Origin of the sequence: Niabella soli DSM 19437 (genome assembly GCF_000243115.2) — a bacterium.
GTDB lineage: Bacteria > Bacteroidota > Bacteroidia > Chitinophagales > Chitinophagaceae > Niabella > Niabella soli.
On record NZ_CP007035.1, the window covers coordinates 2704783 to 2717976 of the forward strand.

A 13194-nucleotide genomic window follows, 5' to 3' on the forward strand; every position below is an offset into this window, starting at 1 on the left:
CTGTCAACTTATCAACTACTTTTGCAGATGATGAATCAACGGGAACTTTTTTTACGGCATGTGGGGCAAACATCGGCAGCCCCACTCTCACTTGAAATCGCAAAAGCAACAGGCTGCAGGCTTTTTGATACAGCGGGCAAGGAATATATTGACCTGATCGGCGGCATCAGCGTGGCCAATACCGGGCACCGGCACCCGGCAATTATTGAAGCTGTTAAAAAACAATTGGATCAATACCTGCATGTAATGGTGTATGGCGAAGTGGTGCAGAGCCCGCAGGTGCAATATGCCAAGCTGCTTGCTGATTATTTACCGGCACAACTGAACTCGGTTTATTTCACCAACTCCGGTGCTGAGGCAGTAGAGGGCGCAATGAAACTCGCTAAGCGGTACACCAACCGTACCCGGATCATTGCTGCAAAAAATTCTTACCATGGTTCTACACAAGGTGCTTTAAGCATTTTGGGCGATGAATACTGGCGGAATGCTTATCGTCCTTTATTGCCGGATATTCTGCACATAGATTATAACAGTTATGAATGGCTGCACGAGATCAATGAATCGACCGCCTGCGTCATACTGGAAACCGTTCAGGCGGAAGGCGGCATTATTGCACCGCAAGCGGATTGGTTGCAAACCGTCAGAAAAAAATGTTCGGAGACCGGAGCATTGCTGGTGCTGGACGAAATACAGGCGGGATTTGGCCGTACCGGGAAACTCTGGGGATTTGAGCATTTTAATGTAGTACCTGATATATTGTTATTGGGGAAAGCACTGGGAGGAGGAATGCCGCTGGGCGCCTTTGTAAGCGACCGCAATATAATGATGGCACTGACCGAAAACCCGGTATTGGGGCATATTACCACTTTTGGCGGGCATCCTGTTTCCTGTGCTGCGGGCTTAGCTGCTCTAAAAGTAGTATTGGATGAACAACTTGCAGAGACCGTTGCCTTAAAAGAAGAATTATTCAAATCATTGCTTACCCATCCACTCATAAAAAACATTAATTCTTTTGGCTTGTGGATGGCGGTGGATATGGGGACATTTGAGCTCAATAAAAAACTGATCGATACCATTCTTGAAAATGAGACCATGGGTGTATTTACCGACTGGTTTCTTTTTGCGGCTTCTTCCTTCAGAATTTGCCCGCCGTTAACGATTTCAGAAGCTGAGATCCGGGAAGCCTGCAGCATTATCATTAACGCTTTAAATAATTTATAAACAAGTACGATACATGAAGGATCAAGAGAAAAAGAACGCGGCCCTTGAAGCCGTAACCTATATAAAGAGCGGACAGGTCGTTGGCCTGGGAACAGGTTCCACAGCCTATTTTGCGATACAAAGGGTTGGTGAATTGATAAAAGAAGGACTAACGATAAAAGCGATCCCTACTTCAGAAGAAACAAAGCGTCTGGCCATGGAACTGAGCATCCCTTTAATTGATATTAATGAAGTGACTACAATTGATATTACTATTGACGGAGCGGACGAATTTACCGCCGGGCTCCAGTTGATAAAAGGCGGCGGCGGCGCGTTACTGCGGGAGAAGATCGTGGCCTCCATTACGAAGCAACAGATCATTATTGCCGATTCATCAAAAAAAGTTGAAAAATTAGGTGCCTTTAAAGTGCCGGTTGAAGTAATTCCTTTTGCAGCCACTGCCGTGGCTCATAAACTAAAATCATTAAATGGAGCCGCCATTCTGCGAACAAAGAATAATACCGTTTACCTAACGGATCAGCAAAACTATATCCTTGATGTTGATTTCGGATTGATCGATGAGCCTGCGGCACTGGCAAAAGCATTAGATCATATTACCGGCGTTGTGGAACATGGGCTGTTTATAGACCTGGCTTCAATGGTAATTTGCGGGCAGGGGGAGAAAACAGAAACCTATAAGGTTTTAAAAACCTTATAGGTTTGCCGAACCCATCAAAAAGTCAACCGCACACTTCCGAACACCCCGAAGCGGGCCGTGCTTTGTTTAATGTTGCTGTTGGGTAATACGCGCCAGATGCAATCTACACGAAAAAAGCGAAGAATATTGTCAATACCCGTTCCTATCTCCATGTACGTCCTGCCGTCCAGCGACTGAAAGTTGTGCCCTTCCTTAAAATTAAGCGCTTTATTTTCGTCGGAAAGCGCGCCCCACAAGGCTTTAACCGTATAAAACTGCCGGAACTTCAGTTTAGGTATCAACTTAAAAATACCGTTGCCGATATTGTGCTCGAAGTTGACCCCCGCATAACGGTCATTAATAAACTCATACCGGTTCATCATATTAAAGGCATACCGGTTATAATAATACAATTCATTACCCGGCGCCACATCTAAAAACATGTAAGGAACGGTACCAAATGTTTTCCCCGCATATACCTGGTAGTTGATCACCCCCAATGGCGGGATCCGCAACACCTCAGATACACTCCCCTGGAGTTTTGTGTAGTTATAATCGCCACCCAAAAACCCGGAAACTCCTTTTATAAAGGATGCTTCAACAATAGGATATTTACTGCCCAGGCTGCTTCTGAAAAAATTAGATTCAATAAATTTCTCCTGGAAGGCATATCGGAATTTCAAAGTAATATCTGTTCCCGTTAAACTATTTTTATCAACACTGAATGAATCCGCCGGAATCAGGTTCTGTAAAGGCCTGTAGGTCTTTTTGGAGAGATTCGTTAACACCGAAAATCCCTTTCCCAGTTCATTAAAAAATTCGAACTGTGCCTGCTCCAGGTTAATATATTTAAAGGGAATATTGGGTTTGCGAATGGCCAGCGCAAAAATATTATCATTGGAGATCTCACCAAAATAGGTTTGTCCGTAATCCAGGTCATTTTTATACCCAAGGTACCAGTATTGCCGTCTGGGTTCTTTTTTGGGCAGATAAAAAACCTCCGCTTCGCCTTTAAATTTTTTATCGCCAAAACCGTAGGCCAGATAGGTGTGCCACCAGAGCTTTTTATCAAAATGAATATTGCTGGCCACGTCGAAACGGGTACGGAACCCCTCCCAGCTATTACCGGTAAACCAGTTATAGGCAGATCCTAATTGCACATTGCCCACATTAAACAAACCGGAACCTAAAAAAGCGATCTGCTTCGTTATTTTTTTATACCGCGGCGAATTGAGCACGGTATCCATCATGTTCATGATGTTCATTTCATTGGTGCTGAGCCCTTCCTGCCGGGCACTGTCCCAGTAATTTTGGTTCTTATCTCCCGAACCCGTTTTTACAACGATCTCTTCTATTTTTTTATTTTGTTTTAAGATGTTGGTGACGCTGCTGTCATTGGTACGCGCATCCTGATAAGTAGTCGTTTTACGCGCAATAAAGCCCGGCACCTGTTTCCCGATGGGGGAAAAGCTTGCCACAAATTTATCTTTTGCGATGAACCAGGTACTGTCGTTAATTTTCTTATACTCCTGTATCAGGCTCAACCGGTCCAGGAAATTTACGTCCGCCGATTTATCCAGCCGCAGGCTCATTTTCTGAATAGCAAAACTTCCGGCGGCCACCCAACAATCGCCTTCAAAAGTATTGGTGCCCTTATTTTTTGGCGTAAACACCAAATGATAGAATTTCTGGTTATCGATGCGCTGGGTATCACTTAATGCATATCGATAATAAGCGGTGCCATTGCGACTTAACGGGCTCACAAAAAGCCGGTTGAACACGTTTATAAAATCATTATAAACATTGATCACCTGGTCCATCCCGCCCAGGAATTTCACCATGCTTGCATTTTTGATGCCGTTGGTATTGTAGGCTTTTATCTCTTCCCTTCGCCGCAGCGGATCTTTCTGATAATAATAATCAGAAATGGACTCTGTTAAATACGCCGGCAGAAATTTAACCCCTTCCGATGTGTCGATGTTTTTATTGATGAGGTCATTCATCGGTCGAAAAGGCTTTATCCGCGTTACTTTTTCAATGGTTTTCAAATGGGTCAGATCCAGCTCCAGCTTATTATAAATTTCATAGTAAAAATTCTCAAAATGCCGGAAGCGATCGTTATAAGGTTTATGTTTTACAACATTTTTCCAAACGTATAATCCCATATCTATTTTGGCTTTCACCACCACATCGCCGTAATCTTTGGGATCCAGCAAAACGATCAGCGAATCTTTTATGGCGCCAACCGCAATTTCTTTTGTTGCGTAGCCCACATTGGAAACTACTAAGGTATCTGAAGGCCATGTTTCCGCAGCAAAATGAAAACCACCGGCGGAATCCGCAACAAAACCGTTATTGGTGTGTTTAAATTGAAGAGAGGCGAAAGGTATGGGCTCATCGCTGTGATTATCTCTTATAGCGCCAACAAGTGTTTTTTGGGCAAATGCCGAAAGCTGCCACAATAATATCCCCAACAATAAACCTGTCTTCCTCATTCGTTGCACTTAATTTCCAAAAAATTCAATTATTTTCACCCGCATTTTTTATGTTCAACAGAGACACAGGGTCTGCTGATTAATTTGAATAGACGTTTTTTTACCCGGGTTCGTCATCTAAAAATAAATATTGTTATGTTATATATTCACCGTTTTGTTTTTAACCCTTTCCAGGAGAATACCTATATCATTTATAATGAATCAAATAAATGCATGATTGTCGATCCCGGATGTTATACTGACGAAGAGCGGGAGCAACTGGTGCGCTTTATAGACGAAAATAAGCTGGAACCGGTTTATTTGCTCAACACCCATTGTCATATCGATCATATTTTAGGAAATCAACTCGTATCCGACAAGTGGAATCTGCCCCTGCACATACACCAGGGGGAACTGCCGCTTTTACAGGCTGGTCCAAAAATTGCGGAAAAGTATGGTTTTGATTTTAAACCTTACACTGGTAATGTGTTATTTATAAGCGAAAAAGATAAGCTTAACCTGGATAACGACGAGTTTACGATCCTATTTACTCCCGGGCATTCACCCGCCAGTCTTTCTTTCTATAATAAAGAAAACGGCTTGCTGATCAGCGGCGATACGCTATTTAGCGGGAGCATCGGAAGGACGGATCTGCCGGGCGGAGATTTTGACACCCTGGAAACAGCCATCCGGACACAACTTTACACGCTGCCAGACAATACTAAAGTGTACAGCGGGCACGGCCAGGGAACTAGTATCGGTTATGAAAAAAGGAATAACCCGTTTGTGCAGGAGAATTGAGTTACAGGTTTCAAGTTATATAACCTGGAACTTTGTAACCTGCAACTGTTTTTAGTACCTCCGGATCTGCTCTTTCAGCAATTTACGGGCAAAGTGGATGCGGCTTTTAATAGTTCCAAGCGGCTCTTGCAGGTATTCTGCAATTTCCTGGTATTTATAACCTTCGAAATAAAGGCGGAAAGGAACTTTAAAGGTTTCCGGAAGATTTTCAATTGCGGTCTGGATCTCTTTCTCGCGCAGCGAACTTTCTGCCGTATTTGCAACGGAAACCTGTTTCAGGTTAATAAGATAATCTTCGGGGGTACTGTCCAGTATCGTTTTACGCTTGGCGTTTCTGCGGTAATCGTTTATAAAAATGTTCCGCATAATCGTAAACAGCCAGGCTTTTATATTGGTGCCGGTATTATATTTTTCTGAGTTGGCCAGCGCCTTATAAAGCGTTTCCTGGTAAAGGTCATTGGCCGACTCTGAATTTTTTGTAAGATTCACAGCAAAAGGCTTCAGAAAATCAGCATTGTCCACCAACAGTTCATTGAATTCTTTATTTGCCATATCCCTCCTTCTTTTGAAATTTGTCTAAATTACAACTTTGCCCAAATAGCACAAAGCCGCTGCTCAATTATTACAAAAAGTTTACCGTTTGGCAACAACTGCCATCCCGGCAGCGCCCAACACTACCCAACGACGTACATTTTGACAGGCAAGCCGACAGAAGGCTGCCAAACGATGGTCCTGACGGCCGGCAATGGGCCGGGTTCAGATGAAAACAGTGGCCGGAGCATTATTTGTTGCTGATAAATTCCTTGGGTTGTTTATGCCATTCCTCCGGAGGAAGATTCTTAAAATAATCGTAGGTTATTGCAAGACCCTCCTTCCGGGAAACTTTAGGCTCCCAATCCAACAGGTTCTTGGCTTTTGTGATGTCCGGCTGACGTTGTTTGGGATCGTCTACCGGTAAAGGCTTATAGATTATTTTTACCCTATTGCCGGTCAGCGCCAGCACTTCCTCTGCAAAATCTTTTAATGATATTTCGTTGGGATTACCAATATTGACAGGTAATGGGTAGTCGCTCAGCAATAATCTGTAGATCCCCTCGATCAGGTCGGCAACAAAACAGAAACTCCGGGTTTGCGATCCGTCGCCGAAAACGGTAATATCTTCACCTCTCAGTGCCTGCCCGATAAATGCCGGCAATGCACGACCATCATTCAGGCGCATGCGCGGCCCGTAGGTATTGAAAATGCGCACGATCCGTGTATCCACCTGGTGAAAACTGTGGTAGGCCATGGTAATGGATTCCATATACCGTTTCGCCTCATCATAGACGCCTCTTGGCCCCACAGGATTTACGTTACCCCAATATTCTTCCGTTTGCGGGTGCACCAGAGGGTCTCCATATACCTCGCTTGTGGAAGCCACCAGCATTCGTGCCTTTTTATCTTTAGCCAGCCCCAGACAGTTGTGGGTGCCCATCGCCCCCACTTTCAGGGTCTGGATGGGGATCTTTAAATAATCGATAGGACTTGCCGGAGACGCAAAATGTAAGATATAATCCAGTTGACCGGAAATGTGAATGTATTTGGTTATATCGTGATGATAAAACTCGAAATCAGGATTGGGAAAAAGATGTTCCAGGTTCTTCAGATCTCCGGTAATAAGGTTATCCATCCCTATTACCTTATAGCCTTCATTAATAAATTTATCACAAAGATGCGAACCCAGGAAACCGGCCGCTCCGGTTATTAAAACTCTTTTTTTCATTATAATGCTATTACTCTTTTCAACCCATGATATATTCTCATAAATGCAGGGCAATTATCTATGGTTTATAAAAACGAATTTATAACAATTTCGCAGTTATGCAAGAATATCTATTGAAATATCATCATCTAATTCTTAACCGACCGGAAACCGGTGCTCGTCACTTTCCGCCCCCATCGCCCGGTCTGCCATAACCAGTATCCGCGCATCTACAGCAGTAGCCTGTAAGCTAAAGAGATGACCCGGGGGAATATGTAAAACATCCAGTTGCACAGCATCCAGATCAAAAGACAGTGCCTGGCTAGGATTCAGATCGGGCTGATGCCAGTCTGTTACAGGAAGCACTGTAATGCGAAAACTGCCAGATAATACCGTAAACCAACGATGTTCAATTTCATGACCGATCCATCCCCGGACAAAAGTTTCATCATTATGCGCAATCGTATAAATGCGTTTAACCGGACCTGCATCAAAACTATTATTAAATAACAAAGCACCTCTTACATCGTTGTGTGCACCACCATATATTATTGCAGGCCTCATGATTTCATTCGTTTTAAATAAAGTAACTACAGCAGCAATATTACCAAAACATAATTATTTACTTTAGAAATATAATTTGTACTTTAACCACATATTTCAAGAAAATGAAGATCCGATACCGATCGCTTGATGTTTTCAGAGGAGCCACCGTCTGCCTGATGATCCTGGTGAATAATCCAGGCAGTTGGGCGCATATTTATGCTCCGCTGGATCATGCTCCCTGGCATGGTTTGACCCCTACCGACCTCGTTTTTCCTTTTTTCCTGTTTGCCGTGGGCAATGCCATGTCCTTTGTAATTCCACGATTACAGGAAGCAGGCCCCGCCGAATTCTGGAAGAAGATAACCAAACGCACCCTGATCATATTTGGTATCGGAATTTTCTTAAACTGGTCTCCTTTTGTGAGATGGAACGGAGATACCCTGCAGGCTGTAACATGGGTCACTGACCCCGCAAAAAACATTGGCATCCGTATTTTTGGGGTATTGCAGCGGATCGCCTTCTGCTATTTTTTTGCCTCCATTATCGTTTATTACCTAAAGCCCAAAACAGCTTATTTTTTATCATTGGTCTTATTGTTGGCTTATTGGGGGCTTTGTATTTTGGGCAATCCCGCCGATCCTTACAGTCTGAAAGGCTGGTTTGGTACCAATATAGATAAAGCAATTCTTCATATTCCCCATATGTACAAAGGCGAGGGTGTTCCCTTTGATCCCGAAGGATTCGCGAGCTCGTTAGGAGCCATTGTGCAAATTGTTTTCGGGTATTTTGTAGGCATGTATATTAAAAACAGCAGCGCGCAAATCCCTAAGGATCTCACGGATAAACAGGATCCGCGCAACCCCATGTTCAAAATGCTTACCGTTCTTTTTGTTGCCGGCGTAGGCTTGCTGGTGACGGGGTTCTGCTGGGACATGGTATTCCCGATCAATAAAAAAATATGGACCAGCTCCTACACGGTTTATACCACCGGGCTGGCGATTATTACGCTTTGCGTGATGATCTTTTTTATTGAAATAAAGGGAAGCAAGAGCTTTTTAGCCACTTTCTTCGAGGTTTTTGGCAAAAACCCCCTGTTTATCTTTGCCCTGAGCGGCTTTTTACCCCGACTGGCAGCCCTGTTTAAGACCAAGAGCGGCGTCACTCCCTGGAACTGGCTTTATATGAAAGTGCTGGTGCATACGCCCGGCGCTAAGGAAAATGGCTCGTTGCTTTTTGCCATCTGTGTGATCATTTTTATGTGGGCCATCGCCTGGTGGCTCGATAAAAGGAAGATCTATATTAAAGTATAAGGATCCCGGGTAGGGAAATTATTAAAACCCCCTAACCAAAAGCTGCGTATTTTTGCGGGCATTAATAAAACAATAATGAAAGCAGTGGAGGCCCGCAACAGGAACAGGAATCATTTTAGCTATTTTTTAGTATCGGTCATCATACCCTTTTTAATTGCATCCTGCGCCCAGGATAACGTAAAGAAGGACGATTCACTTAAAAAATACTTCGACGAGAACCATTTAACCGGTTGCTTCGCTTTGCTTGATAATGGTACCGGCGACTTTACAGTATACAATCTTGCCCGTTATCGCGATAGTGCTTATCTCCCGGCAAGCACGTTTAAGATTGTAAATTCGTTAATTGGATTACAAACGGGGGTTATTTCCAGCGATAGCATGATCATTCCCTGGGATGGCGTGGTACGGCGCCCTGAATGGGATAAAGACTTAACCATGTACCAGGCCTTTCGGGTTTCAGCAGTGCCTTATTACCAGGAAGTAGCCCGCAGGATAGGAAAAGAAAAGATGGAATATTGGCTGGATTCCTTACACTATGGCGCGGGCAAAAAAGATACGCTTTACAAAATAAAATCAACGATTGACACTTTCTGGCTGGATAACTCAGTAAAAATAACCCCGGATGAAAACCTGGGCCTTGTAAAAAGGCTTTATTTTAATGAATTGCCTTTCTTTAAATTATACCAGGAAAAAGTAAAACACGCCATGCTTTTTGAAGACAATGCCAATTACCGGCTTGCTTATAAAACCGGCTGGGGCACTACAGATAAGAATCATGCTCTGGGCTGGATCACCGGCTGGGTCGAAGAAAATAAACACCCCTATTTTTTTGTGCTGAATGTTGAATCGGCTGACCCTAATTATAACATGACCAACGTGCGGCTAAAAATGTTAAAAGACATTTTGAAACAACTGGGCTTTTTTGAGGGGAAAATGTAGCGCCTGGCAGGATGAAATGTTAACAAGTTTATAAGGAAGCCCCTTTTCAATTTTTAAACGGATCTACTTGTTAACTTTATCATCAAATGAGTTTCGAATTTCAATATATCTATTTCATTTGGCTGGCAACTGCAGTATTGCTTTTCCTGTTCCTGTTTTCAGTTGTAAAACGATGGAAGCGTCGCACCATAAAGCGGATAGGAGAACCGGCGTTGGTAAAATCCATGATCCGGGGGTATAGTCCTGTTCGCTTCAATTTCAAATTCTTTTTATTATGCATTGCATTTTTAATGGGCGTATTAAGCGTCATGAGCCTCCGGAAGCCAGGTGGTGATGATGGCATAAAACGCTCGGGAATTGATGTGGTTTTTGCGCTGGACCTAAGCAAAAGCATGCTGGCACAGGATGTAAAACCCAGCCGGCTACTGCTGGCAAAACAATTCATAGGCAAACTGATGGATGCCATGCCGGATAACCGCATAGGGCTGGTATGGTTTGCAGGAAAAGCATTTATTCAAATGCCGATCAGTGCCGATCATGGTTCGGCGCAGATGTATGTGGATGATGCGTCGCCGGATGTGGTGCCGGTAAAGGGTACTGTGATCGGAGACGCGCTGGAACAGAGTCTGAAAGCCTTTGGCGAGCGCGAGGCGAAATACAAGGCTGTCATACTCATTTCCGACGGAGAAGACCATGATGAAAAAGCAATGGAAATTTCAAAAGAAATGGCATCGCGTGGTTTGATGGTCAATACCGTGGGCATTGGTTCTCCCGAAGGCACTTTTATCCCGGATGATTCCACCGGAGGCAACAAACTGGATCCGGCCACCGGGAAACCTGTCATCTCCAAACTGAATGAAAAAGAGCTGCAACAGATCGCAGCTAACTCGCACGGCGTCTACATACATTTAACAGACATCAATGCGGCTATTAAAACCATTAATAACCAATTAGCGCAGATCGATAAAAAAGTATCAGGTGATGTAAGCCTGATGAGCTTTTCCTATTACTTCTGGATCTTTGCCACCATCATGGCGCTTTGTCTGGTGGCCGAACAATTGTTGCCCGATGGCAGAAAAATAAAAAAAGAAGAATGAAGGCCTGTTTTATTTGTTTAGCGATAGGTATTGCTGTTCCTGTTTTTGCGCAGGACAATGGGGCGCAGCATATAAAAAAAGGGAACGATCTTTTTAAAAAAGGGGCGCTACCGGAGGCCATTGCTGAATATAACAAAGCTGCTACCGGTGCGAACAAATATGTGGCGCTAGTAAATAAAGGGGATGCCTTATTTCGCTTGAAGAAATATGATGAAGCACTAAAAAGTTACCAGCAGGCCAACGAAGCAGGAAATACGGATGCTAATCTCCGTTCCGGCGCTTTTTATAATGCCGGTGTTGTTTACTCCAATCAAAATAAATTGAATGAAAGCATTGAAGCTTATAAGAACGCGTTGCGTCTAAACAGTAATGATGTGAACGCCCGGGAAAATTTACAAAAAGCACTGCTGGAAAAAAAGAAACAAAGCGGCGGCGGTGGCGGCGGCGGAAAAGATAAAAATGATCAGTCGCAGCAGCAAAAGTCCAAACTGAGTCAATCTCAATCCCAAAACAAACTGGATAAACTGGAAGAAAAAGAGCGGAATACCCAACAGCGTATTTCCGAAAACAAATCGCAATATGGCACCAGTAATGAGAAGGATTGGTAATTACCTCAAATTGAATTCTCTATTGAACAACCACGGGCTTTCCGAACTTCTCTGCTTCGCTATACATGAAGCTTTCAAATCCCTGTTTGCTTGCAAAAGCCGGGTCCGTTAATTCCCAGCCGACATAATACCGATAGATGACCGGCTGCGCCGCTACAGGAGCCATTTCCAGCGTAAAAGCATTGGTAATATCTGTATTAAAAGCGGTGATATGATCGTACCCTTTAAAGTTTTTTATTTTGGTAAGGATTCCAAGCCCCAGCATGTCTTTGTTCTCACTCTGCCGGTCATATGTGTATAGGCCGGCAACACCGTTCTCATGAATTTTATAATCGGTTTTGCTGAAGAAATCGATAGTTCCGGTTACCAGCCATGCGTTTTTGGGCAATGTGTCCACCGTTACCTTATTTTCAAAAAAATACTGGCCGCCCCAGATGCAGATCTGTTCTGTAACCGTTACCGGACGGGCATCCGGGAGGTATTGCCAGTTTTTATAGCTTATTTCAAAAATCGAACGTACCGGGCCCGTCGTTATTTGTTTGTAAATAACCTGTGCATTCCGGCCAAAGCGGATCAGGGTGTCCTTCCCATTCGTTTTTACTTTCAGCGCCAGTGCACCGGCACCAAGCGAGCTGCCTACTTTAAGAATATCCATGCCCCAGTCGGACAGGTTATGATAACTTTTGGAAGGATCGGCTCCTACCTCATTCAATACCATTTTTGCAGTTCGCTTCCCCCAGATATCATTTGCATTCCTGGTGTCGAAATATTTCCGGAACCCCACTTTATCATTTTCCCAGGCCGGGCCTTCTGTTAAGTAGGGCGGCAGCTTTTGTTTAGAAAAATCGGTGGGTTTATTATTGAACGGCATAGTATCCGTTAGCACGTTAGCGCCGAAGTGTCCATTAGCAAGCTTATGTTGCTGCCGCACATACGAGCGCACCACAGCTTTTATTGCAGCAGGTTTGTCGCCAACGGCTATAGTCAGCGTCTTTTTTTCGTCAGGCTTCAAATCAAGCAGCAACACGGCTTCATCCCAGATACCATCGCGGTTTAGATCGTCGTATTGTACCAACTGCGGAACCTTCCCGTTATTAATCAGCACATATTGCCGGCTATTTAAAGCGGGCAGCTTTCTTTTTAGTTCGCTGCGTTTTAAAACAACTAATTCATCCTTACGTTCAATGGATGAAGGATTGGTAATGCTTATGGTTTTACCCTGCGCAAAAGCATTCAGACTACTCGCAACAAAAATCAGTATAAACAATTTCCTCATAAATAAAATGCTTATTGTGCTTTTACGGCTTGCCTTGCGATCAGCAACCACTTTCCGCTTACTTTTTCCCAAACCGTCATGATCTTTAAAGTGGTATGCCCGGGCTGTTTATTATCATCAGTATCAGCGTCCAACAAATGACGCACAATAGCCGTGTTATTCACTAAATAGATCGTTTGATCTTTGATATCGATTTTTGTAAAGTCGGATGCTCCTGTTTTAAATGACTCCAGGAACTCCGCTTTATTCTGCACTTTCCCGCTGGAATGGCCGTAGGTTAATTTTGATGAAGCCAAAGCGCTCAGAACCGGAACATCGCTATCCAGCATTGCCCTGGTTAATTTTTTAACTGCCGCCTCCACTTCCTGTTGTCCCCTGGTTTGTGCGAATAGCGATCCTGCTGGCAGGACCAGTGCTAAAAATAAAAAAGAAAAAAATCGTAACCGCATAAAATTCATTTTAGCTACAAATATATTCTTTAATCATTCAAACAGCTCCTGGGTAT

13 protein-coding genes are annotated in these 13194 nt (G+C 43.7%); 7 read left to right on the plus strand and 6 right to left on the minus strand.

Annotation, left to right across the window (positions count from 1 at the left end):
- The first annotated feature begins 27 nt into the window (after positions 1-27).
- Together NIASO_RS11480 and rpiA are read left to right on the plus strand one after the other, a co-directional pair.
- Positions 28-1221 (plus strand): aspartate aminotransferase family protein, encoded by a 1194-nt coding sequence (locus tag NIASO_RS11480; RefSeq protein ID WP_008585947.1) that lies wholly within the window; start codon positions 28-30, stop codon positions 1219-1221.
- A gap of 13 nt (positions 1222-1234) precedes the next feature.
- Entirely contained in the window at positions 1235-1918 is a 684-nt protein-coding gene (rpiA, locus tag NIASO_RS11485; protein ID WP_008585948.1) for a ribose-5-phosphate isomerase RpiA, read from the plus strand.
- A gap of 14 nt (positions 1919-1932) precedes the next feature.
- On the opposite strand, the gene NIASO_RS11490 is transcribed toward rpiA, so the two are convergent.
- Entirely contained in the window at positions 1933-4392 is a 2460-nt protein-coding gene (locus NIASO_RS11490) for a DUF5686 family protein (RefSeq protein ID WP_008585949.1), read from the minus strand.
- A 135-nt stretch (positions 4393-4527) separates the two neighbouring features.
- Here NIASO_RS11490 and NIASO_RS11495 point away from each other — a divergent pair, with 135 nt between their 5' ends.
- The gene (locus NIASO_RS11495) at positions 4528-5172 is read left to right on the plus strand and encodes an MBL fold metallo-hydrolase (RefSeq protein ID WP_008585950.1); all 645 of its coding nucleotides are present in this window, start codon (positions 4528-4530) and stop codon (positions 5170-5172) included.
- Between the two features lie 51 nt (positions 5173-5223).
- Here NIASO_RS11495 and NIASO_RS11500 read toward each other — a convergent pair whose 3' ends face one another.
- The 3 genes from NIASO_RS11500 to NIASO_RS11510 all read right to left on the minus strand — a co-directional run bounded on the left by NIASO_RS11500 (position 5224) and on the right by NIASO_RS11510 (position 7477).
- The gene (locus NIASO_RS11500) at positions 5224-5724 is read right to left on the minus strand and encodes an RNA polymerase sigma factor (RefSeq protein WP_008585956.1); all 501 of its coding nucleotides are present in this window, start codon (positions 5722-5724) and stop codon (positions 5224-5226) included.
- Positions 5725-5953: 229 nt separating this feature from the next.
- Entirely contained in the window at positions 5954-6934 is a 981-nt protein-coding gene (locus NIASO_RS11505) for a UDP-glucuronic acid decarboxylase family protein (RefSeq protein WP_025298900.1), read from the minus strand.
- Positions 6935-7069: 135 nt separating this feature from the next.
- Entirely contained in the window at positions 7070-7477 is a 408-nt protein-coding gene (locus NIASO_RS11510; RefSeq protein ID WP_008585971.1) for a cupin domain-containing protein, read from the minus strand.
- A gap of 104 nt (positions 7478-7581) precedes the next feature.
- Between NIASO_RS11510 and NIASO_RS11515 the strand changes: the two genes are divergently transcribed.
- From NIASO_RS11515 to NIASO_RS11530, 4 genes are all read left to right on the plus strand, one after another.
- The gene (locus NIASO_RS11515) at positions 7582-8769 is read left to right on the plus strand and encodes an acyltransferase family protein (protein ID WP_008585973.1); all 1188 of its coding nucleotides are present in this window, start codon (positions 7582-7584) and stop codon (positions 8767-8769) included.
- 75 nt (positions 8770-8844) lie between these two features.
- Positions 8845-9708, plus strand: a complete 864-nt coding sequence (locus NIASO_RS11520) for a penicillin-binding transpeptidase domain-containing protein (protein WP_008585975.1) — start codon at positions 8845-8847, stop codon at positions 9706-9708.
- 86 nt (positions 9709-9794) lie between these two features.
- Positions 9795-10805: a VWA domain-containing protein gene (locus NIASO_RS11525; RefSeq protein WP_008585976.1), complete on the plus strand. Its 1011-nt coding sequence runs from the start codon at positions 9795-9797 to the stop codon at positions 10803-10805.
- Positions 10802-11413: a tetratricopeptide repeat protein gene (locus tag NIASO_RS11530; protein WP_008585978.1), complete on the plus strand. Its 612-nt coding sequence runs from the start codon at positions 10802-10804 to the stop codon at positions 11411-11413. Before NIASO_RS11525 ends, NIASO_RS11530 begins: the two co-directional genes overlap by 4 nt.
- A gap of 19 nt (positions 11414-11432) precedes the next feature.
- On the opposite strand, the gene NIASO_RS11535 is transcribed toward NIASO_RS11530, so the two are convergent.
- Positions 11433-12689, minus strand: coding sequence for a DUF4861 domain-containing protein (locus tag NIASO_RS11535; protein ID WP_008585980.1), 1257 nt, complete (start codon positions 12687-12689; stop codon positions 11433-11435).
- An 11-nt stretch (positions 12690-12700) separates the two neighbouring features.
- Entirely contained in the window at positions 12701-13138 is a 438-nt protein-coding gene (locus NIASO_RS11540) for a nuclear transport factor 2 family protein (protein ID WP_008585982.1), read from the minus strand.
- Positions 13139-13194 lie beyond the last annotated feature (56 nt).